Annotated in this window: 19 protein-coding genes and 1 tRNA gene; 16 read left to right on the top strand and 4 right to left on the bottom strand. The window is 38.7% G+C overall.

The genetic code is table 11. The features are described from left to right. The first annotated feature begins 97 nt into the window (after positions 1–97). Entirely contained in the window at positions 98–346 is a 249-nt protein-coding gene (locus Q7P05_RS04905; RefSeq protein ID WP_119207111.1) for a DUF3343 domain-containing protein, read from the top strand. 92 nt (positions 347–438) lie between these two features. Here the strand turns inward: Q7P05_RS04905 and Q7P05_RS04910 are convergent, their stop codons facing one another. Beyond that, positions 439–936: a MerR family transcriptional regulator gene (locus Q7P05_RS04910; RefSeq protein WP_119207112.1), complete on the bottom strand. Its 498-nt coding sequence runs from the start codon at positions 934–936 to the stop codon at positions 439–441. Positions 937–1,181: 245 nt separating this feature from the next. Between Q7P05_RS04910 and Q7P05_RS04915 the strand changes: the two genes are divergently transcribed. The 12 genes from Q7P05_RS04915 to Q7P05_RS04970 all read left to right on the top strand — a co-directional run bounded on the left by Q7P05_RS04915 (position 1,182) and on the right by Q7P05_RS04970 (position 14,285). After that, positions 1,182–2,939 (top strand): 1-deoxy-D-xylulose-5-phosphate synthase, encoded by a 1,758-nt coding sequence (locus Q7P05_RS04915; protein WP_303930837.1) that lies wholly within the window; start codon positions 1,182–1,184, stop codon positions 2,937–2,939. A gap of 278 nt (positions 2,940–3,217) precedes the next feature. Beyond that, a complete protein-coding gene (locus Q7P05_RS04920) occupies positions 3,218–3,901 on the top strand; it encodes a carboxymuconolactone decarboxylase family protein (RefSeq protein ID WP_005387811.1) in 684 nt (227 codons plus the stop codon). Positions 3,902–4,062: 161 nt separating this feature from the next. Then, a complete protein-coding gene (trmB, locus tag Q7P05_RS04925) occupies positions 4,063–4,722 on the top strand; it encodes a tRNA (guanosine(46)-N7)-methyltransferase TrmB (RefSeq protein ID WP_005387813.1) in 660 nt (219 codons plus the stop codon). Position 4,723: 1 nt separating this feature from the next. Further along, positions 4,724–6,067, top strand: a complete 1,344-nt coding sequence (locus Q7P05_RS04930) for an FtsW/RodA/SpoVE family cell cycle protein (RefSeq protein ID WP_303930839.1) — start codon at positions 4,724–4,726, stop codon at positions 6,065–6,067. Between the two features lie 110 nt (positions 6,068–6,177). Next, a complete protein-coding gene (gene uraA, locus Q7P05_RS04935) occupies positions 6,178–7,479 on the top strand; it encodes a uracil permease (RefSeq protein ID WP_303930841.1) in 1,302 nt (433 codons plus the stop codon). 278 nt (positions 7,480–7,757) lie between these two features. Then, a complete protein-coding gene (locus Q7P05_RS04940; protein WP_303930843.1) occupies positions 7,758–8,222 on the top strand; it encodes an NfeD family protein in 465 nt (154 codons plus the stop codon). Between the two features lie 36 nt (positions 8,223–8,258). Then, entirely contained in the window at positions 8,259–9,215 is a 957-nt protein-coding gene (gene floA, locus Q7P05_RS04945; RefSeq protein WP_059361546.1) for a flotillin-like protein FloA, read from the top strand. 8 nt (positions 9,216–9,223) lie between these two features. After that, positions 9,224–9,973 carry a hypothetical protein gene (locus tag Q7P05_RS04950; RefSeq protein WP_303930845.1) on the top strand — a complete coding sequence of 250 codons (750 nt, stop codon included), beginning with the start codon at positions 9,224–9,226 and terminating at the stop codon, positions 9,971–9,973. A 288-nt stretch (positions 9,974–10,261) separates the two neighbouring features. After that, a complete protein-coding gene (locus Q7P05_RS04955) occupies positions 10,262–10,993 on the top strand; it encodes a sortase (RefSeq protein ID WP_295868557.1) in 732 nt (243 codons plus the stop codon). 54 nt (positions 10,994–11,047) lie between these two features. Then, complete coding sequence (locus tag Q7P05_RS04960; protein WP_303930848.1) at positions 11,048–11,986, top strand: hypothetical protein; 939 nt, start codon at positions 11,048–11,050, stop codon at positions 11,984–11,986. 135 nt (positions 11,987–12,121) lie between these two features. Continuing rightward, on the top strand, positions 12,122–12,715 hold the full coding sequence (locus tag Q7P05_RS04965) for a DNA glycosylase (RefSeq protein WP_119207211.1): 594 nt from the start codon (positions 12,122–12,124) through the stop codon (positions 12,713–12,715). A 319-nt stretch (positions 12,716–13,034) separates the two neighbouring features. After that, positions 13,035–14,285, top strand: a complete 1,251-nt coding sequence (locus Q7P05_RS04970; protein WP_296007915.1) for an MFS transporter — start codon at positions 13,035–13,037, stop codon at positions 14,283–14,285. 209 nt (positions 14,286–14,494) lie between these two features. On the opposite strand, the gene pepT is transcribed toward Q7P05_RS04970, so the two are convergent. Then, on the bottom strand, positions 14,495–15,718 hold the full coding sequence (gene pepT / locus Q7P05_RS04975) for a peptidase T (protein WP_303930850.1): 1,224 nt from the start codon (positions 15,716–15,718) through the stop codon (positions 14,495–14,497). A 244-nt stretch (positions 15,719–15,962) separates the two neighbouring features. Between pepT and Q7P05_RS04980 the strand changes: the two genes are divergently transcribed. The 3 genes from Q7P05_RS04980 to mmuM all read left to right on the top strand — a co-directional run bounded on the left by Q7P05_RS04980 (position 15,963) and on the right by mmuM (position 20,156). After that, entirely contained in the window at positions 15,963–17,900 is a 1,938-nt protein-coding gene (locus Q7P05_RS04980; RefSeq protein WP_303930851.1) for an OPT family oligopeptide transporter, read from the top strand. A 369-nt stretch (positions 17,901–18,269) separates the two neighbouring features. After that, positions 18,270–19,055 (top strand): basic amino acid ABC transporter substrate-binding protein, encoded by a 786-nt coding sequence (locus tag Q7P05_RS04985; RefSeq protein ID WP_303930853.1) that lies wholly within the window; start codon positions 18,270–18,272, stop codon positions 19,053–19,055. 87 nt (positions 19,056–19,142) lie between these two features. Then, positions 19,143–20,156: a homocysteine S-methyltransferase gene (mmuM, locus tag Q7P05_RS04990; RefSeq protein ID WP_369680428.1), complete on the top strand. Its 1,014-nt coding sequence runs from the start codon at positions 19,143–19,145 to the stop codon at positions 20,154–20,156. A 124-nt stretch (positions 20,157–20,280) separates the two neighbouring features. Here the strand turns inward: mmuM and Q7P05_RS04995 are convergent. Both Q7P05_RS04995 and Q7P05_RS05000 read right to left on the bottom strand, forming a co-directional pair. Next, positions 20,281–20,371: transfer RNA gene (locus Q7P05_RS04995), tRNA-Ser, on the bottom strand. A gap of 249 nt (positions 20,372–20,620) precedes the next feature. Further along, positions 20,621–21,856, bottom strand: a complete 1,236-nt coding sequence (locus tag Q7P05_RS05000) for an FprA family A-type flavoprotein (protein ID WP_303930856.1) — start codon at positions 21,854–21,856, stop codon at positions 20,621–20,623. Positions 21,857–21,967: the final 111 nt, after the last annotated feature.

Here is a 21,967-nt window from a genome sequence, read left to right on the forward strand (position 1 = left end):
ATGGTCAAATTGCAGTAGGTATTGGTTTTGTAGTAGCTCTTATCATTGCTATCCTTAATACAAAACGAGCAAATGCGTAGGCTAGAAATGAGTAATTATGAAATATATTGCTACATTTTACTCTCACTTTGGAGCGATTCGCTTCAAGCGTGAAGCCCCTGAAGGGGTAAGAAATATAGAACTTCGTCCGGTGCCACGCGATTTGAGTTCCTCCTGTGGTACAAGTGCATCCTTTGATGCCGGTGAAAGCTTTACGTTCACAGACGATCCAACAGAGGAAATTGAACAAATCGTTGCTATCACCGATGAGGGGTATAAAACTATATTTGAAAGTCCCAATAAATAAACATTACAGCCTTTTAGCATTGCTAATCTTAGTGGTTCTATAATCATTATGTAATGTAAAAGAGGAGCTATCCGTTGGATAGCTCCTCTTTGTTATACAGCTTTATATTTTTTAGGTGATTCACCTTTTTCAGCGGCTTCTTTATCGGCGCGCCATTTGCGTTCGAAATACTTATGATACTCTACAGGAACGTCATCAGGTGTTAAGCTTTCATAAAAACTAGTAGTTCCATTTGCCTGAGCTTGTTCATAAAACCATGTTTTAAATTCTAGCATGGACAAGCGTGCTTGTAGGCTTTCGATTTCTACTAATACGCGATCTCGTTGATTTTTGATAATAGATAATCTTTCATTAATGCGACTATCACCTTCGACGCAGTAGTCGATAAAATGTTTGATTTCCTTAATAGGCATACCGGTATGCTTCATGCATTCAATCAATTCTAACCAATCCATATCTGTGTCATGGAATACACGGATACCACCAGCAGAACGTTCTACGAAGGGCAATAGACCTTCTTTATCATAGTAACGCAATGTAGAAGGTGCCACATTTAGTTTTTTTGCGATTTCGCCAACAGTATATGTCATAGGACCTCCTTATGGGTTCATATTAAATTTGTAAATACATTTTGTGTCAGGAGTAATGTATTGAGCATGTAGTATACGTATATATTTTTAAAGGTTAGAATTATATTTTACGTTTTCGCTTGACTTAAACCTAACTTTAAGTTCTATACTTATTACATGTTGGAAATACAGTATAGCACGGTTAGTAAGACAATACAAATTCTAAAGGTTGTATTGTTACACGATACCTAATGAAAGGAACACATATGAATTTAATTGATATAAAATCTCCAGCCGATTTAAAAGGCTTATCTATTTCTGAATTAACAGATTTAACAGCACAAGCTCGTCAAGCTCTCATGACAAAGGTTTCTGAGCACGGCGGCCATTTTGGACCACCTATGGGTGCAGCTGAAATGATTATGGCTTTACACTATGTATTTAATTCCCCTGTAGATAAAATCGTATACGACGTATCTCATCAGTCCTATGTACATAAGATGGTTACAGGTCGTGCGTTGGCATTTTTAGAGCATGATCATTATGATGATGTAACGGGCTATACAGATCCTACTGAAAGTGAGCATGATTTCTTTAATATTGGTCATACATCCACATCTATCTCCTTAGCATCTGGCCTAGCTACTGCTCGAAATTTAAAGGGCGACTCTGAAAATATTATCGCTATCATTGGTGATGGTTCTTTATCTGGTGGGGAAGCCTTTGAAGGTCTCGATTATGCAGCAACATTAGATAGCAATATGATTATCATCGTCAACGATAATGACCAATCCATTGCAGAAAACCATGGTGGTTTGTATCGTGGCCTTCGAGAATTGCGCGAGACTAATGGTGAAAGCCCTAATAATATTTTTAAGGCTCTTGGTTTAGATTATCGTTTTGTAGCCGATGGTAATGATTTAGAAACGTTGATTAATGTATTTGAAGATGTGAAAGATATTGATCATCCTATCGTTTTACATATTGTTACTCAAAAAGGTAAGGGCTATGCTATTGCAGAACAAAATAAAGAAGCTTTCCATTGGACTATGCCGTTTGATCTTGTAACAGGTAAACCTAAACACGTTGATAACGGACCATCTTATGTGGGGGTTATCGCCGATTATTTGATGGAACAAATTAAGGCTGATCCTACTGTTGTGGCAATTGCTGCGGGTACTCCAGGCGGTTTTGGCTTTGTTTCGGACTGGCGTAAAGAGGCAGGAAAGCAATATATTGATGTCGGTATTGCGGAAGAACATGCTGTCGCGATGAGTTCCGGTATTGCGAAAAATGGAGGGAAACCAGTATTTAACGTATACAGTACGTTTTTACAACGCACGTATGACCAGTTAGTGCAGGATCTTTGTGTTAATAATAATAGTGCGGTTATTATAAATCATATGGCTTCCGTATATGGTATGAATGATGTGACTCATTTAGGATTTTTTGATATTCCTATGCTTACAAGCATTCCTAACTTGGTATATTTAGCTCCTACCAATAATGAAGAATTATTGGCTATGACTGAATATGCGGTGCATCAACATGAACATCCTGTAGCAATTCGCGTTCCTGTAGGTGAGTTTATATCTACTGGCGTGGCTGATACAACTGACTATAGCGTACTAAATAAATCTGAAATCACTCGTCGTGGTGAGGGTATTGCTTTGTTAGGTTTAGGTAATTTTTATCATTTAGCTAATCAAGTTGCCGATGAATTGGCTAAAGTAGGTATTAATGCAACCGTGGTAAATCCTAAATTTGCTTCTGGTCTTGATGAAGAATTACTAGAAGAGTTGAAAGCAAATCATTCTGTAGTATTTACCTTGGAAGATGGTAAAGTTGAAGGTGGCTGGGGACAACGTGTAGCTAGCTTCTATGGCCCATCTAATATGCGCGTTAAAAACTATGGTATTGCTAAAGAATTCCACGATCGTTATGATGCGACTGAACTTTTACGAGAAAATGGCGTTTCTTTAGAAGCAATTGTGGCTGATGCAAAACAAATTTTATCCGTTTAGTTTGACAAAATGTTAAATAAATAATTCTCTCGATAAATGCAGTAGAAATCTGGTTTTGTTAGATTTCTACTGCATTGTTTTTAATTTCAGATTTTATAAAAATATAAAATTTGTTAAAAGATTATAGATTTTTTTCGAATAGGACTATAAAAATTAGATGAAGTATTATATAATATTATCTACAGTATGTATTACAGTAGAATAAGTTTGTTGTTAATGTACGAAAATATTACAGTACTATATAAGTAAGTATTAATGAAAAGGGAGATTGTAAGACGTTGAAAAAAGTATTAACCTTAACATTAGCCGTGGCCATCGTCGCCGGTGGCTATATGTCTGAGGCTAATGGGGCGGGAGAACAGCCTTCTAAGCAGGCGCCGTCCATATCTGAGATAAACATATATACGCCTAAAGAACTCAATGCACGTCAAAAGGACTTGGTTGATATCGGTCGCTATACAGCATCTGGTGATCAAGGCGCATTGAAAAGTACAATCGCCTCTGCTATTGAGCGAGGTACGTTGACACCGCAAGAGGTGAGTATTGCGATTCGTCAACTTTACTCTGCTGCTGGTTTGAAGCAAATGAATGCAGCATTAGCTACATTTGATCAATTACGTGAGGAGCGTCCTGAGTTTGGCGCTGATTACGAAAAAATGGTTCCAAAGCAAACAGGACTTAGTGCTTTATTGGGGAATGGCACTAATGGGGCTGCTTTGGCTAAAGCTAAAAATGAGGATACAAAAGAAGCGGTTCAATACAATACGTTCCGTATGAAGAAACCAAAACCGCAAAATCGTAATCGCTCTCGCCTTGGTAAGTTGGACCGTGAATTGGTCGCTGCCGCAGCTTTAGGTACGCGTGTAGGTAAAAATAATCTATTCGCTGCATCTGAAAAGAGTTTATCTGAGCTAGGCCTCAGCAAATATCAAATTGAAAATCTTGAATCTTTGATTTTCTAAGAATATAAAGACCTACTTCTTTGGAAGTAGGTCTTTTTTATATGGTTGATAAGGGAAATGTAATTGACGTTTAACTCCCCCTTTTCTATAATTAATAAGATAGGTATATGACCTGTAATAATAGATATAATTAATAGTTAATATAGATGTAAGGAGAAAGTATGCGCCTTCGTAGAAAACCGTGGATTGATGAAGCTATCCACGAATATGACTCTCATATCATTTTGTCTGGTCAAGAACAGTACAAGGGCAAATGGCGTGAGTTATTTGCCCATCCTGAACGTCCATTATATATGGAACTTGGAACAGGTAAGGGACGTTTTATTGCAGGCATGTCTGAAGCGTATCCAGATGCTAACTTTGTAGGTTTTGAAGTGCAAATTGGCGTAATTTATTATGCGGCTCAAAAGATTTATGAAGCAGAGCGTGATAATGCTAAGGTATCTCTCTTTGATATCGCTGGCATAGAAGAGGTTGTAGCGCCTGGTGAAGTAGATCGTTTCTATATCAACTTCTGTGATCCATGGCCTAAGGCGAAACATGCGAAGCGTCGCCTCACATACCATACATTCCTCGATCGTTATGCCCGTCTTTTAAAAGATGGTGGCGAGGTTCACTTTAAAACTGATAACGAAGGTTTATTTATGTTCTCTCTTGAAGAATTCAAAGAGTGTGGATGGGAACTTAAGAATGTAACCTATGACTTACATAGCACAGATCTTCCAAATGTAAAAACTGAGTATGAAGAGAAGTTCAGTGCTAAAGGGCAACCTATTTTCCGCTTAGAAGCAATTAAGCCGAAAGTACAAAAGGAGGCTTAACATGGAAACACCGAATAAGGGGGATAGTCGGTGGGGCTCACTCTTTAAAAATGATTTACAAGGTATGCTCTTACCTATAGTACTCATTACGATTATAGGTAGTGTGAATATCTTCAGTGCCACCTATATTAGCTCTATTTACGAAAATACAGGGCTTTTAGGGTATTTTTCAAAACATATAGGTTTCCTATTTCTTTCAATGGCAATAGGTGTTATCTTATATCGGTATGATTATCGACAGCTACAAAAGCCACATATGTTGCAACGCATCATGATTGTAACACTCATAGGTATGGTGTTAGTCCTAGTGGCTGGCTCTGTCATCAATGGTGCTCGTCGGTGGATTGTTATCGGTCCCGTATCGATACAGCCATCGGAATTTGCCAAGTTAGCGGCCATAATATGGACATCGGCTAAGTTGAGTACTATGAGAAAATGGGGAAAAGCGAGATATAATAATCCACTAACGAATTTACAAGGTTATGTGGGAGAACGGGTAGGTTATATGTTGCCAATGTTAGTTTGGCCTATAATCTTTGCAGTTCTAACCATCTTGCAACCAGATATGGGGACTACTGTACTAATCTTTGGGTTCTCATTCATACTAATTTACTTAGCAGGCTTTGATGGACGATTCTTTGGTGGTGCCTTTGCCGTAGCTGGTGTGATAGGCTTCATTGCAGCTCGTATGTCGCCGTATCGTTGGGAACGGATTCAGTCTTGGTTCGATCCTTGGCCTCATGCTCAAGATATGGGCTATCAAACTGTACAAGGTCTTTTGGCCGTAGGTTCTGGTGGTATTCTTGGGGAAGGCTTTATGCAAGGTACATCTAAGTACTTTTACTTGCCAGAGGCTCATACAGATTTTGCATTTGCCGTGTGGGCTCAAGAAATGGGCTTTGTCGGAGCTGTCTTTGTAGTTCTTTTGGTAGCGGCCTTCACATACTTTGGCTTCCGCATTGCTAATCGATCTCGTGATGAATTTGGCAGATGGTTAGCTATGGGGATAACCTTGCTCATCAGTGGACAAGCATTATTTAATATTGCCATGGTTTGCGGGATTATGCCGGTAACAGGTGTGCCTTTGCCATTTATTAGTTATGGCGGTTCTTCATTGTTAATGAACTTTATGGCCATAGGCTTGTTAGCCAGTGTTGGTCGCCGTAATGTAGAAGGTGTAAAACAAGTTGGTACGGCTGAGGATTTACCATCCTTGCGTGAAGAGACACAAAGTCGCTTCAAACCTAAGGCGACTCAAGAAACAGACAAGACTGAAATGCCTGGTCCGTTTAGACCTAGAGAGCCTAGAAGACCAACGCGTAGACGTCCGAGACCTAAAAATTGATGTGTAATTCTTATGTTTCATAAGAGTAACATATATGTGTAAAATCCAATGCTATATCATACCGGGTATAGCGTTGGAACCTAGTGTTGTTATTGTGGTGAGAGGAAAAAATGAAGGATTATATTGATATTCAAGAGCGCCCGTCTTGGGGGCGTATGTTGCCACTTAGTTTCCAACATTTATTTGCTATGTTTGGCTCTACTGTATTAGTACCATATTTGTTAAAGGTAGATCCTGCAACAGCTTTATTTATGAATGGTATCGGTACATTGCTATACCTATTCGTATGTAAAGGTAAAATCCCTGCATACCTCGGTTCTAGCTTTGCTTTCATTGCTCCTGTAGCTGGTGTATTATCTGCCGGCCTCGGTTATGAGGCAGCTAAAGGTGCCTTCGTTGTATTTGGTTTATCCTTTGTGATTTTATCTGTTCTAGTTCGCTATATTGGTACGCGTTGGATTGATAAGTTATTCCCACCGGCTGCCATGGGTGCTATCGTTGCTATTATTGGTTTGGAATTGGCACCAGTAGCGATGAGCATGTCTGGCCTTATTGGTAATCAAGATTTGGGCATGAGCCACAGCCAAGCAGTATTTATTTCTATGTTTTCCTTAGTTGTTACCTTGCTTGGCACTGTTGTGTTCCGTGGTTTCTTAGCAGTTATCCCTGTTTTGATTGGCGTTGTTTCCGGCTATATATTATCCGCCTTTATGGGTGTTGTTGATTTCTCTAGCGTAGAGGCTGCACCTTGGTTCTCCTTACCGCAGTTCTATGGCATGCCTGTATTTGATATCAATGCAATCATCATGATTATGCCAGCACTCTTTGTAGTATTTGCAGAACATGTAGGTCACTTGGTTGTAACTAGTAACATCGTATCAAAAGACTTGATGAAAGAACCAGGCTTACAACGTTCTTTGCTCGGTGATGGTCTTGCGAATATTTTATCTGGTTTCTTTGGTGCTACACCAAATACGACATACGGTGAAAACATCGGTGTACTCGCTATCACCCGTTGCTTCAGTGTATGGGTTATCGGCGGTGCTGCTGTTCTTGCTATGATTATCTCCTTTGTAGGTAAAGTAGCTGCTCTTATCCATGCTATCCCAGTACCGGTTATGGGTGGTGTATCCATTCTCTTGTTCGGTATCATTGCAGCATCCGGTTTGCGCATGCTTGTAGAACGCAAGGTAGATTATACAAATCCTGTGAACATGATCTTAACATCTGTTATCCTTGTTGTAGGCCTTAGCGGTGCTGAACTTGCTGTAGGTCCTGTTGTGTTGAAAGGCATGGGCCTTGCGACTGTAGTAGGTATGGCAATGAGTATCATCTTATTGATTCTTCAAAAAACAGGCGTTGGTAATGACCAATTGAAAAAACAGAAGTATAATTACAGTCAAACCTATTGATGAAATAGCAACTTACGATGATGACTGACAATAGTAAAGCTTTAAACTAATATACTTTATAAATAACGACTACTGTATAGGTATGATCCTGTGAAAGTAGTCGTTTTTATTATCTTATACATATCATCGTTTAATACTTGTGAACCGAATAGGTTTAGGATGTAAGAATATTTGATATGAAATAGATTTATATGATAAGGGTTATCTTTATAATTTATTCTTTATATTGTATAATGAATATATAAGTTGCATAAAATTAATTGAAGAGAGGAGGGCCTATGGAGTTTTTAGTATGGATGGCTATAGGGATTGCCCTAATGGCTATAGAACTCGTTGTTCCAGGCGGCATTTTGGGACTCATCGGTTATTGTGCATTCCTTTGGGGCGTGTATGTAGCCCTAGGCGAGGGAACGGTAGCGCTATATGCTGTACTAGGATTAACAGCCTTGTTAATTGTCCTTATCATCGTGTTCTTTAATCACTTTGAAAAGACTTGGATAGGCAAATTGTTTACTTTAGGGCAACGCTCTACGACAAAAGCTGGCTATATCTCTAATGATGTATTAGATGACTTAGTCGGTAAAGAAGGCGTAGCTCATACTACACTGCGCCCTGCAGGTATTGCTAAAATTGATGGTAATTTGGTGGATGTTGTGACCGAAGGGGACTTCATCGATGCCGGTTCACCTATTGTGGTGCTTCGTGTTGTGGGCGGCCGCAATATAGTTAGAAAGCGCGATTAAGCTTTCACCACATCGTCGTATATAATGGAGGTTATTATGGATGTAGGTATTTTAATCTTGATTCCCATTCTACTGATTGGGATTATGGTGTTCTTGTATGTTGTGCCATTAGGCCTTTGGGTATCTGCTCTTGCAGCAGGCGTTAATGTTGGTATCTTTACACTCGTAGGTATGCGCTTACGTCGTGTAAATCCATCTCAAATCGTAATGCCTTTGATTAAAGCAAATAAAGCAGGTCTTGATGTTAATGTAAATCAGCTGGAAGCGCATTACCTTGCAGGTGGTGACGTTGACCGCGTTGTAGATGCTTTGATTGCCGCTGAACGCGCATCTATTCCTTTAACATTCGAACGTTCTGCAGCTATCGACCTTGCAGGTCGTGATGTATTGGAAGCGGTTCAAATGTCCGTTAATCCTAAAGTGATTGAAACACCAATTATCTCTGCGGTGGCAAAGAATGGTATCGAACTCAAGGTTCGTGCTCGTGTAACTGTACGTGCTAATATTGACCGCCTAGTTGGTGGTGCTGGTGAAGCTACGATTATCGCCCGTGTTGGTGAAGGTATCGTAACAACTGTAGGTTCCTCTGAAGAGCACACAGATGTATTGGAAAATCCAGATCACATCTCTCGTACTGTATTGGGGAAAGGTCTTGATGCGGGTACTGCATTTGAAATCTTGTCTATCGATATTGCTGACGTAGACGTAGGACGTAACATCGGTGCTCAATTGCAAACAGATCAAGCGGAAGCAGATAAGAAAATCGCTCAAGCTCGTGCGGAAGAACGCCGTGCAATGGCTGTTGCTACAGAACAAGAAATGCGTGCGAAAACACAAGACATGCAAGCTAAGGTTGTGGAAGCACAAGCTGAAGTTCCTAAAGCATTGGCAGAGGCTTTCAGAAACGGTAATCTTGGTGTTATGGATTACTACAATATGAACAATATTATTGCAGACACTAAAATGCGTGAAAACTTAGCAGATAGTGAATAGGAGTAGCTATGGACTCTATTTTGTCTTCCGTGCTATCCATCTTTTCGCATAACCCTATATTTGTTCTAGGTATCATCGCGTATATTGCTTTTTCCATTATAAAAAGCAAAAATACAGAAGAGTCTGATGAGTATGATAACTATGAAAGTTCAAGTCAGACTTGGGAGGATATGGAGCGTGAATATGGTATCTCCATAGAGAAAAAGCCTGTAGAACCTTCGCCTGAGGACTTGTTGTATGATGATGATTTCTATCGAGAAATATTTAAAAATAGACCGATTGAAAATCAGCACCCTGAGGCTCCCTTAAGACCGAAGGGGGGAAGACTGTTTCAATATGATGATTCGGAGACATCTGAAAAACATGTTGAAGAGCATCAAAATAATGATAAAGCTCAAACAGTTTTAGCTTCCGAGCATCATTACGATGAAGCGTCTACAACGCAACAAGGTACTCATGTTTCATCCAAGAAAACTTCAAGTAAATCAACTGGCTTTAGTACGAGTACAACTCGTTTAAGTAGAGAGTCTGTTACAGGTCCAACCTTAAGTGAACGATTGGCCGAATTCAAGCGAGATAAGGCTTCTAAAGAAGGAAAGGTACTCCTTGATACGAATGTGGTAACGACTTCGCCAATCACTTCGACGAGTGTTCATACATCAAGTCATAAACGTATATCAAATCATGCTCTAAAAGAAGGCATGAAATGGTCTATCATCTTGAGTAAGCCTAAGGCTCTTGAACGCAGATATCGTTAAGTTGGGTTAGCCAATACGGTTTATTAGTCATTAGAAAATATGGCTATTAAAATATTGGATATAACGGCCACGGGATTATGGGTAATCTATGGCTATCGTTATTTGCGGATAGATGTTGTATAGCAATTATAACGGCACATATCCTATGTGGTGCATATAATTACATATGGAAAGAGGTTCCTATTGGTCACCTATGTGACTATTAGGAACCTCTTTTTTATTGTCTTTTTTTGATGGAACTTTCACAATAATAGGGAAAGGAGTTCGTCTACAAGGAAAGGTGATAGTATGTATCGTAATGTGCGCGTTATACCTAAACAGTTACTGGAACAATTATATGTAGAGAAACAGTGGAGTGTTCGCGAGGTAGCAGAGTATTTCCAGTGTAGTGTAGATACTATTATGCGGCGGATGAAGGCATATGATATTGAGCGAAGACCGTTGAAAAAAGATATAAATATGGTTCATGTACAAGCTCTATATGAGTCAGGTAAGTGGTCATTACATTCTTTAGCGAAGCGTTATGATGTATCGATTACGACGATGGCAAGTCGGATGAAAGAATATGGATTGGCTTGTCAGCGTTCGACTAAGAATGTAGCTATCGATCCGGTACGTATTTGTAGGGCCTATAAAAGTGGAAATACGTCAGACTCTATTGCGCGTATGTATGGCATATCCCGATGGAAAGTACATCATGTGTTGCGTCATATGGGAATGTGTACAACGCTTAAAGCAAAAATATCTCGAAAGGTGGACGAGATGGCGTACTTGTATATTCATCATCATATGAGTACAGATGATATAGGTTTAGCTTACGGTATACGAGGGTCCACGGTGGCTATGTATTTACGGGAGCAAGGTATAGAAATTCGTTCAAATATATTAGAATTAGACGAAAATAGAATAAAAAACTTACGTGCTCAAGGGTATGGTGTTGCCAAAATTGCACAGATGATGGGCTGCTCTGCTTCTGCCGTACGAAAGCGGCTAGCCATGAAAAAATATATCTCTCCTTGATGTAGTGAGGTAGATACTATATACTTAAATTTATACAATGATGGGAGGAATATTATGCTTGAAATTATATCTGCTTTAATACCGTTTTTCTTACTTGGCATAGCGGCCGCTGGTTTGTCCCGTGTATCTGGGGTGGCACTGTCAATGATCATAGTACCAACGCTATTGATTTGGGGCGCTAACGCGATTGATGTTATTGCCTTTATGCTGCTATTTGTGGTGTACAACAACTTTACAATGGAAACACAAGATGTTCGTTTAGACTATAAAGAACTTGTATTATTCCCTAAATGGCGTCTATGTATTCCATTTATTTTGAGTTTAGTTGCTGCGTTCTTTGTGCCAGCTGCAGGGATTGCCATCTTTATGGCCTGCTTTGTCCTAGAATTGTTAGCTACTGTATACAAACGCATTCCTGAAAATAAGCGACCTCGCTTGCATCGCGTTATTGTTACATCCGTTTTAAGTGCTGTTGTAACTGCTGTAGGTGCTTATGCGGGCCCTAAAATTCCTAGTGAATACTATTTCATCTGTGCTGGTTTAGCCATCTTAATTATTACAGGCTTTGCGTGGTACGTAGGCAATCATCGAGATGCCTTTAGAGGTGCATGGGAAACAATTTGGGCTGACTTCAACTTGTTCTTGGGTATGTTTGGTGTAGAAGCCTCTTATTATCCAGCGGCGCTTACACGTTCCATTCCTAATCCAATGGACCGTATGTTACCAATGATTACAGTAGTAGGTGGATACGCTGGTCTTATGGTGGTATTTGGGTTTTACAATATCTTCTCCATACCATCTTTAATTACCGCTATTGGTGCTGCTATTGGCATTCGTCTCTTTGGTATGTATGAGTTTCCACGTCATGGCAGCTTCTCCTACTTAGCGATTGGCTTTGCTGTAGCTGCTGTTGTATGCTTGTATCTCGTATCTCCTACACCAGTAGGCTTTGATCATATTAATACATTAGTATCTCAACCAATTGGTCAATAAAGACTGCATATGATTAGTAGGTGACTACTGATGTAATGCTTAGTTTGTTAGTTAATGGATTTGGATATGTGATATAGTTCATATATTATGCTGAAAGTTGAGTTCATACTAGATTGTGAAAGGGGTTGATGCTCTGTGGCAGAAACAATTGAAACTAGACCATTTCCACCGTTCTTACCAAAGAATACGACGGTGATGATGATGGGGACATTCCCACCAACTTCCGAAAAGCGATCTATGGAATTTCATTATCCTAACTTTCAAAATGATATGTGGCGCGTGTATGGCTTAGTATTCTTTGACGACAAGGAACACTTTAGAAAAGGGGAGGAAAAAGCCTTTGATGCGGATAAGATTAAAGCGTTCTTATCTGAAGCGGGGATTGCTTCTTGTCCTACTGTATTAAAAGCTATACGCGAAAAGGGGAATGCATCAGATGCATTCCTTAAGGTTGTTGAACCTGTACCATTGGCAGAGGTTTTGGACCAAATTCCCGACTGTAAACATATCGGTACCACAGGTGGTAAGGCCACAGAAATTTTGTTGAGTCTTTTACCAGAAAAGGTTAAATTACCTAAAACAGGGGAGACAATTCCTTTTGTGTTTAATGGTCGCGAATTGACGTTAACGCGATTGCCATCTACATCTCGTGCGTATCCGTTGAGCCTTGCTAAAAAAGCTGAAGCTTATAAAAACTTCTTTAAGTCCTGTGGATTACAAACGAAATAATATAGGTAGATATGTAAAGCATATAGATGTATCAGCTATATAGAAAAGTCATTAACTAAATAGTTATAAATAACACCTTTGATGTTATATCGTATCTTCGGGGATATAATATAAACGATCAAAGGTGTTTTTATTATCAAAAATTAATGTGAGCTATAAAAATGGATATATCTATATTATGATTGATTACACATATCTTGTTATAAATAAAAGTAATGAGCTGTATAACATTTTAGTTCTTGATTTCTAGAATGAGAGGTTTATAATTAATCGTTGTCGCAAATGGTTGACAATAGTTTAAGAAAATGGAGTTGATATTATGGATAAGGCTAAAGAGGCCTTATGGACAAGATCCTTTGTCCTCGATACTTTGATTAATTTCTTAGTATTTTTGATTTATTATTTATTAATCGTTATTATTGCGGTAGTAGCAAAGGATAATCTTCATGCTACAGCAAGTCAAGCTGGCTTGGCCGTTGGTATTTATATTATTGGTACCGTTGTTGCTCGTTTGTTAGCAGGACGTTTTATCAGCATCTTAGGCTGTCGTAAGATGTTGTACCTTGGTTTGTTAATTTATTTGGTTTCAACAGCCATGTACTTCTATACACCTAATTTATTGATGCTCGATAGTGTTCGTTTCTTAAATGGTTTTGCATACGGTATTACATCTACAGCTACAAGTACAATCGTAGCGGCTATTATTCCTATGTCACGTCGTGGTGAAGGGATTAACTACTATGGTTTATCTACATCTCTTGCCGCTGCGGTAGGTCCGTTCTTAGGGATTTTAATGCTACATAGCCTTGGCTATGACTTTATCATTGCCTTCTGTGTTGCTCTTATCATCCTTTGTGGTATTGGTTCCGTTATCATGAAATTTGATGAACCTAAGCTCGATATTGATTCTGAAGAACATAAAGGCATTAAAATCTCTGACTATATCGAACCACGTATGAATTCTATTAGTCTTGTTTCTATACTAGTAGGTTTTGCATATTCTGGTGTTATCGGTTTTATGGCAGCCTATACAAAAGATTTAAATCTTATCTTAGCAGGTACATTCTTCTTTGTTGTGTATGCTGTAGTTATTACAATAACAAGACCATTACTTGGTATTGTATTTGATATGAAAGGGGAAAACTTCGTTCTTTACCCTTGCTTCATATCTTTAGCACTTGGTATTTTCTTATTGTCCATTGCTCACTCTACATGGCTTATACTCTTATCTGCTGTGTTTGTTGGCCTTGGTTACGGTACATTTATGTCAAACGGTCAAGCCGTAACTGTTAAAATTGTGCCGGTTCACCGTATTGGTGTTGCCACATCCACATACTTTATTGCCTTAGATATGGGGTTAGGTTTTGGTCCATACATCTTAGGTGCTATTAAAGAGGTAGTAGGCTATACAAGCATGTTCCATGTTACTGTTGTAGTAGCACTTCTTGCCTTCGTTGCGTACTATTTCTTATATGGTCGTTATGTAGGTACTGAAAAAGATCTTTCTTTGAAAGCTCGTGCTGAAGAAGAACAAATTAGAAATCGTAAACGCAATGGTAAACTTGCGTAGAATATAATCTACTAATGCTAATGAATTTAGAGTTATTATCGTTCATAGATTTCCATAACTAAATAAAAGGACTATACGGATGATTTCGTATAGTCCTTTTGTATTATTTATGTATTTAGTATTCCATCTTCTAGAATACTAGTTTGATACTTAAATACCGGTTAAATGGCATTTAGCAGTATAGGTATGAGTCGTTACATCGCAAGCTATTATTTCTCAATATTTACGATATTTACAATAACTTCTACGGCTTTTTTCATGTCGTCAATACATGCAAATTCATGACGGCCATGTAGATTTTCTACGCCTGTAAAGATATTAGGAGTAGGGATGCCCATGAAGGAAATTTTAGAACCGTCTGTACCACCGCGGATAGGGTCACAAATAGGCGTGATACCGGCTTTTTCCATAGCAGCTTTGGCTACGTTAACGCATTCCATATTGTCTTTAATGATATCGTACATGTTGTAATATTGATCTTTTACAGATACTTCACATACTTCACGGCCGTAGATTTCATTTAATGTTTGACCAGCTTGTAAGAAGAATGCTTTTTTCGCTTCGAATAATTCTTTGTCATGGTCGCGGATAATATAGTTCATTTTACCTGTATCTACTTGTGTTTCCATGCTCATAAGCATAAAGAAACCTTGACGACCACATGTATGTTCAGGAACTGCAGCACCTGGTAATAAAGAATCGAATTGCATTGCTAATTTAGCGCAGTTTATCATAATGCCTTTGGCAGTGCCTGTATGAACAGATACACCTTTGAGGGTTACTGTACCGCCTGCAGCATTGAATGTTTCGTATTCAAGTTGACCGAGGCTTTCACCATCGATTGTATAAGCAAAATCAACAGGGAATTCTTTGACATCAAAGTGATCGGCGCCAGTGCCGATTTCTTCGTCTGGACCGAAAGCGCACATGATTTTACCGTGCTTGATTTCTGGATGAGCTACGAGGTACGCGAGGGCTTCCATAATTTCACAGATACCCGCCTTGTCGTCGCCGCCGAGGAGCGTAAGACCATCGGTTACTACCAAGGATTTACCGATATAATTTTTTAGATTAGGGAAATCTGCACGACGTGTGAAGATTTGATGTTCCTCGTTAAGGCAAATATCGCTGCCATCGTAATTTTCAACGATACGAGGCTTAATATTTTCTGCGTTGTAATCTGCTGTATCCATGTGAGCGATGAAGCCTATAGCAGGTGCTTTTTCATCTGTATTAGCATTTAATGTGCCGATGACAAAACCATTTTCACGATTGTAAATAACTTCATCTAAACCGATTGCTTTTAAATCAGGAACGAGCACATTAGTAGCAAAGTCTACTTGAGTTTGAGTACTAGGAATTGTTGTACTTTCCTCGTTAGACCGTGTATTTATGCTTGTATAGCGTACAAAACGTTCGACCATTGATTCCATAATGAGCCTCCTCGTAAGTAAACATACGTGTTATACATACTGGTATACATACTGTATATAATAAAGATTCTTAATATACTTTCATTGTAGAACAGGGGCGGTGAAAATGCAAAATAAATATTTATGGAACGTGTGATATTTTATTCGCATAATGCATAGAAAAGCATTGAACCATATATAGTGCCGTGTTAGTATAAAGGTGAATAGTTATACGTTTGTACATTTTCTGTGAGGAGGTTTTACCATGTCGGACGAAACTCGTTCTATTCCGCCCGTAGAACCCGTATTGGATCCTAAGAAGGATTACGTAGAGATTAACTCATATGTAGTATTCTGGGGCCTATTCTATGCGGCAATTTTTACACTGGCTGTAGGTTATTTATGTTTGAAAATTGGTCAAACAGTAGATGCCTTTGCTCCAGTATCTGTACTTGCTATGGGTACAGCAGTTATTTTGAAACGGCAAAATGCTTTTGCTGAAACGGTTCACATTCAGGCTATCGCTAGTTCTAGTACGAACACATTAGCTGGTGCGATGTTCTTCTTGCCAGCTCTATACATTTGGAATGTTACAGATGTATCCTTTGTACAGATGGCGATTCCTATCATCCTTGGTGGCGTACTTGGTGTTCTATTATGCGTTATGTTTCGTCGCTACTTTGTTGAGGAAATGCACTATGTGTATCCGTTCCCAAGCGGTCGTGCTGCTGCTGAAGTACTAATGAGTAATGAAGGTAGTAAAGCGAAACTCATGCTTGGTTCTGGTCTTATCGCTCTTGTATATGACTTTATTCTTAACAGCCTTGGCTGGTGGGAAGAGGTTATCCGTACTACTGCATTTAAATGGGGGTCTGCGCTAGCAGATTCTACTAAGTTAAATGCTGCTGTAGATACAGATGCTGCGTTGCTTGGCCTTGGTTACTTCACAGGCTTACGGTATGCGGCTATTATCGCAGCTGGTTCCTTCTTCTCTTGGTTCGTATGTATTCCAATCGTATACTATTTAGCTCCGGAACATATCATGCAAATCAATGGTCATGCAGTTCCGCTTGCAGAAGCTCCTATTCGTAAAGTATTCTTAGACTATGTTCGCCATATTGGTATCGGTATGCTTGCTATGGCAGGTATCATCGGCTTGCTCAATATGTCCAAAGTCGTAGCTAGTGTTGTTAAAAATGCAGTGCTTGATATTTTCAGTTCCAAAACTGTAGATGTTAACTTGCTTCGTACACAACGCGACGTACCTACATCTTGGATTGGTGCTGGCATCTTGTTATGTACAGTTCTATTCGCAGCATACTTCCACTTTATGTATGCTGAAAGCTTCGGTCAAACAATCGTAGCATTCTTAATCGTTCTTATCATGTCCTTCCTATTATCTGTAGTAGGTATTAGCTCCATCGCTTATACAGGTACAGAACCAGTATCTGGTATGACAATCTTTATGATTATCATCTCCGCTGTATGCTTAACAGCAGCAGGCATGACTGGTAAAGTAGGTATGATTGCAGTCCTCATGATGGCATCCTTCATTGGTACAACCATCGGTATGGCTGGTAACTTCATGTCTGAACTTAAAGTAGCGCATATGACAGGTGCTACACCTAAGAAAATGGAACAATGGCAAATCGTTGGTACTATTCTTTGTGCTGTACTTTCTGTAGGCGTTATGATCCTCTTGAACGATGCGTATGGCTTCGTAGGGGACCATGCATTAAATGCTCCACAAGCGAATGCTATGGCTGCTATCATTGAACCGATGATGACTGGTGGTAGTGCTCAATGGCCTCTATATATGGCAGGTGCATTATTTGCAATCATCTTGTGGATGGTAAAAGTTCCACCATTGGCATTTGCCCTAGGTACTTACTTGCCAATGGAAATCAACACACCATTACTTATCGGTGGTTTAATTGCTTACTTCGTACAAAACAGTACAAAAGATAAGGAATTGGCAGATCTTCGCTTCTCCAAAGGTAGCACAATTGCATCTGGCCTCGTAGCTGGTGGTGCTATTGGTTCTTTATTCAGTGCCGTACTTCGTATTGCCGGCATTGATGTATTCGCTCAAGACTGGGTTGAAACTCCTGAAGCAACATACCTCAGTATCGTAATGTACTTCTTACTCTGTGTATTCTTGTACAAAGTGGCTATGTACGTAAAAGCTAAAAAAGCTAAATAATGTGAGTACGATAGTTTTTCAATGAAGTAAAAATGCTATCTATTCTATAAAATGCTAGGAATTCTCCACTCTGGGGATGACCGCCTTTACCGAGTTTAGATTACTTGGTAAGGGCGGTCTTTTTTATTTGTTTTAGTCTTATTACTATAGCTATGGATAATCTTTTTGATATAGCTAAAAGCTATGTTAATATAATACCTATTGATATAGTCGGAATAATTGACCCTAACTATATCGAATGTTATCATAATACTATAATACCTTTAGAGGTATTATTTTTATTATACTCATACTGTAAGTATAGATAGATTCATTCGTATATAGAAAGAAAACTTTACATAGTATTGTAAAGTTAGAGTAAGATTAATTATGAAATTTAAGAAAATAGCAGTTCTTTTAGGGGCTTTTACAATCGCTAGTAGTTTATTTATAGCAGGCTGTGGTAATACAGGTACTAGTCAAAAGACATGGCGCGTTGGTACTGATGCGACCTATGCACCATTTGGTTTTAAAGATAAAGACAGCGGTAAATTAGCTGGTTTTGATGTAGATATTATCAATGCCATTGCACAGGAAGAGGGCATTGAAGCCGATGTTCAAAACTTGAACTTTGATGCGCTTTTACCAGCACTACAAAGTAATACCATTGATATTGCAATTTCGGATATGACCATTTCTGAAGATCGTGCTAAGTCTGTAGACTTTAGTAAACCATACTATATTGCAGGTAATGGCCTTGTTGTAAATATCGATAACACGAATATCAATAGTTTTAAGGATTTAGAAGGAAAGCGCATTGGTGTATCCATTGGTTCTACTGGTGCGGAAATTGCTAGTAAGATTCCTAATGCCGATGTGCGCCAATTCAACCTCATCGTAGATGCATTCTTAGAATTGCAAAATAGAGGTGTAGATGTAGTTATTAACGATACACCGGTTAATGAATATTATGTTAATAGCAAGGGCAAAGGTATCGCAAAAGTTACTGGAGAGGACTATGATGCGGCACCACTTGGTATTGCTGTGAAGAAAGGCAATACAGAGCTTCTAAATAAAGTTAACGATGGATTGGCTAAGATTAAAGCTAATGGCAAATATGCAGAGATTTATAAAAAATGGTTTGGTAAAGAGCCACCAGCAGAGGATTTAAAATAGTTTGTAGATAGAACCTAAACGTATTATTTGTTATAATACGTTTAGTAAACCTCAAATGGTATGAGGTAGTATAGAATGGGTGATATGATGGCTAAACGACGTGCATTTTTAGATATAATTAAAGAGAAGGGCGCCCTCGTTTTAGATGGTGGGTTAGGATCAGAGTTAGAGCGTTACGGCTGTAATCTTCAGCATAAATTATGGTCTGCTAAGATTCTTATGGACCAACCGGATATCATCAAAAAAATACATATCTCCTACTTGGCAGCTGGGGCAGATATCATTCAAAGTTCTGGATATCAAGCAACAGTAGCTGGCTTTAAAGGATTAGGTTATGGTACGGAAGAGGCCATAGAGCTCGTTAAATTATCCGTTCGTTTAGCTGTACAAGCTCGCAATGAGTTTTTAGAGGCTAAGGCGACTGGAGCACTTACATTGCGGGGGATTACACTGGGTGAAGAGACTCCAGATGGGGTTAGATATTTTTCTGAAGGCGCATTGCCTAAACCATTAGTGGCGGCTTCTGTAGGGCCATATGGTGCATTTTTGGCGGATGGATCTGAGTACCGTGGATATCCTGATGTGCAAACTGAATATCTCGAAGTATTTCATATTCCTCGGTTAGCATTATTTTGTGAAGAAAATCCGGATATCTTATCCTTTGAAACTATCCCATCTTATGACGAAGCTATTGCCATAGCTCGCGCCATGTCTGACCCATACACATCGAGAGGGATTCCAGGATGGATTGCCTTTTCTTGTAAAGATGGACATCATGTTTCTAGTGGTGAAACAATCATTAAATGTGCAGAAATGATCGATAAGGTTAGACCTATAACTGGTATTGGCATCAATTGTACGAAACCAGAGTATGTAGAGTCCTTGATCAAGGATATTCGTACTGTTACGGATAAACCAATTGCTGTATACCCTAATCTTGGTGAAAGCTATGATAGTGAAACTAAGACCTGGTATGGCGACCCTGCATCATTTGTAGATTATGTTGATGTATGGCGTAATGCTGGGGCCAATATCATAGGTGGTTGTTGTAGAACAACACCTGAAATCATTAGAGATATAGCTAAAAAAATTCATAAATAGTGATATAAACTAATGATATAAATATAAAAGGCTATCGACATTGATTCGATAGTCTTTTTCTATTAGCTGATGTTTTATTGGTTTTATATAATAAAAAAGCAGTGCATAAGCACTGCTTTTACTATGGCGGAGAGACAGGGATTTGAACCCTGGGTACGGGATAACCGCACACATGATTTCCAATCATGCTCCTTCAGCCGCTCGGACACCTCTCCATGTATTCTGTTGTGTAACAGGTACTTGTATAGTATATGAAAAAGTTAGATTTATGTCAAGCAAAAAATCGTGAAAATCTTAGACTTTCATAAGACTTTTAAACTCCAAAAATTTAGCTAAGTTTCTACTGTTAGTAGTAATAATTAAATTGTAAAAATATTACGCAACATATTGTTAAAACGTAAGATATGTATCCTTTGAAGTATAAGAAAAAAGACCGCCTAAACAGGCGGCCTTTAGTTTGTATATTATAATACTTCTTTGATTTCAGCTGCATCGATGGATGCTTTGATATCGTCTGCCATTTTTTCGATTTTTGGAAGATCTTCTGGTTTTAAAGAGGATTTGATATCAAGTGGTTCGGATACGATTTCAATATCTTTGAAGTCGTTTTCGAAGTGAGCAACCATTGTTTTCATTGCAGCAGATGCCCAAGAGTGGTTACCAATGATGGATACCTTATGGTTTTGGAAGTTAAGTGCTTTCAATTCATGAATGAAGTTTTCCATAGTAAGGTATAGGTTCAAATTGTATGTAGGTGCAATTGTTACCAAGTTAGTGTATCTCCAAGCATCAGCGATGATGTAGGAAGCATTAGTTTTGGAAACATCATAGATTTTGATATCTGTGACGCCGCGTTTGGACAATTGCTTAGCCAATTGTTGTGCAATAGCACGAGTGTTACCATACATAGAACCGAAGGCAATAACAACACCTTTTTTACAAGCTGTGTAGCTGGACCAGTGCAAGTATTTGCGCAAGATATAATCGATAGTTTCAGGTGTACGCCAGATAGGACCATGTAGTGGAGCAATGCGTTTGATTTCAAGACCAGAAACTTTACGAATCGCATTTTGTACTTGAGGACCGTATTTACCAACTATATTTGTGTAGTAACGACGAGCTTCATCTTCGTATGTAGCAATGAAATCAGTTTGATCAGCAAAGATATTGCCGTTAACTGTACCGAATGTACCGAAAGCATCTGCAGAGAATAATGTACCTGTAGATTTTTCATATGTACAAGTTACTTCTGGCCAGTGAACCATAGGCATAGTGTAGGAAACTAGTGTATGTTTACCTAGGCAGATTTCGTCGCCTTCTTTTACTGTGTAGTATTGATCAGGTTTTGGAGTATTGTAGAATTGTTCAAACATGCGGAATGTTGTAGCATTACCAACCATTTTACAGTTTGGATAGCGTTCCAATGTTTCCAACAATGTTTGGCAATGGTCTGGTTCCATATGATTTACGATGATGTAATCAAGGTCGCGACCATTTAATAGATGAGTCAAGTTGTCAAAGTATTCTTCGCGAATTTCTGCATCAACAGAGTCTACAACGCAAGTTTTTTCATCGTCGATGAAATAGCTATTATAGCTAACACCATTTGGAATAGGGAATAAGTTTTCAAAACGTTCTGTAGTCCAGTCATTACTACCAATCCAGTAGATATTATGGGTCATTTTCTGAGCACAATGCATAATAAAATCCTTTCTTAACTCACTTACGTATATATGTATCGATTTAAATGAAATTATATTTGTAAATATGTCATCAACTTATAATACTAATATTTACGAAAAAAATCAATA

This window comes from Veillonella dispar (assembly GCF_937975875.1).
Taxonomy (GTDB): Bacteria; Bacillota; Negativicutes; order Veillonellales; family Veillonellaceae; genus Veillonella; species Veillonella dispar_B.

What these genes read in the sequence shown, in the direction of transcription:
- Q7P05_RS04905 (WP_119207111.1), top strand. Translation starts at nt 98, where the DNA reads ATGAAATATATTGCTACATTTTACTCTCACTTTGGAGCGATTCGCTTC.
- Q7P05_RS04910 (WP_119207112.1), bottom strand. Translation starts at nt 936, where the DNA reads ATGACATATACTGTTGGCGAAATCGCAAAAAAACTAAATGTGGCACCT.
- Q7P05_RS04915 (WP_303930837.1), top strand. Translation starts at nt 1,182, where the DNA reads ATGAATTTAATTGATATAAAATCTCCAGCCGATTTAAAAGGCTTATCT.
- trmB (WP_005387813.1), top strand. Translation starts at nt 4,063, where the DNA reads ATGCGCCTTCGTAGAAAACCGTGGATTGATGAAGCTATCCACGAATAT.
- Q7P05_RS04930 (WP_303930839.1), top strand. Translation starts at nt 4,724, where the DNA reads ATGGAAACACCGAATAAGGGGGATAGTCGGTGGGGCTCACTCTTTAAA.
- uraA (WP_303930841.1), top strand. Translation starts at nt 6,178, where the DNA reads ATGAAGGATTATATTGATATTCAAGAGCGCCCGTCTTGGGGGCGTATG.
- Q7P05_RS04940 (WP_303930843.1), top strand. Translation starts at nt 7,758, where the DNA reads ATGGAGTTTTTAGTATGGATGGCTATAGGGATTGCCCTAATGGCTATA.
- floA (WP_059361546.1), top strand. Translation starts at nt 8,259, where the DNA reads ATGGATGTAGGTATTTTAATCTTGATTCCCATTCTACTGATTGGGATT.
- Q7P05_RS04950 (WP_303930845.1), top strand. Translation starts at nt 9,224, where the DNA reads ATGGACTCTATTTTGTCTTCCGTGCTATCCATCTTTTCGCATAACCCT.
- Q7P05_RS04955 (WP_295868557.1), top strand. Translation starts at nt 10,262, where the DNA reads ATGTATCGTAATGTGCGCGTTATACCTAAACAGTTACTGGAACAATTA.
- Q7P05_RS04960 (WP_303930848.1), top strand. Translation starts at nt 11,048, where the DNA reads ATGCTTGAAATTATATCTGCTTTAATACCGTTTTTCTTACTTGGCATA.
- Q7P05_RS04970 (WP_296007915.1), top strand. Translation starts at nt 13,035, where the DNA reads ATGGATAAGGCTAAAGAGGCCTTATGGACAAGATCCTTTGTCCTCGAT.
- pepT (WP_303930850.1), bottom strand. Translation starts at nt 15,718, where the DNA reads ATGGAATCAATGGTCGAACGTTTTGTACGCTATACAAGCATAAATACA.
- Q7P05_RS04980 (WP_303930851.1), top strand. Translation starts at nt 15,963, where the DNA reads ATGTCGGACGAAACTCGTTCTATTCCGCCCGTAGAACCCGTATTGGAT.
- Q7P05_RS04985 (WP_303930853.1), top strand. Translation starts at nt 18,270, where the DNA reads ATGAAATTTAAGAAAATAGCAGTTCTTTTAGGGGCTTTTACAATCGCT.
- mmuM (WP_369680428.1), top strand. Translation starts at nt 19,143, where the DNA reads ATGGCTAAACGACGTGCATTTTTAGATATAATTAAAGAGAAGGGCGCC.
- Q7P05_RS05000 (WP_303930856.1), bottom strand. Translation starts at nt 21,856, where the DNA reads ATGCATTGTGCTCAGAAAATGACCCATAATATCTACTGGATTGGTAGT.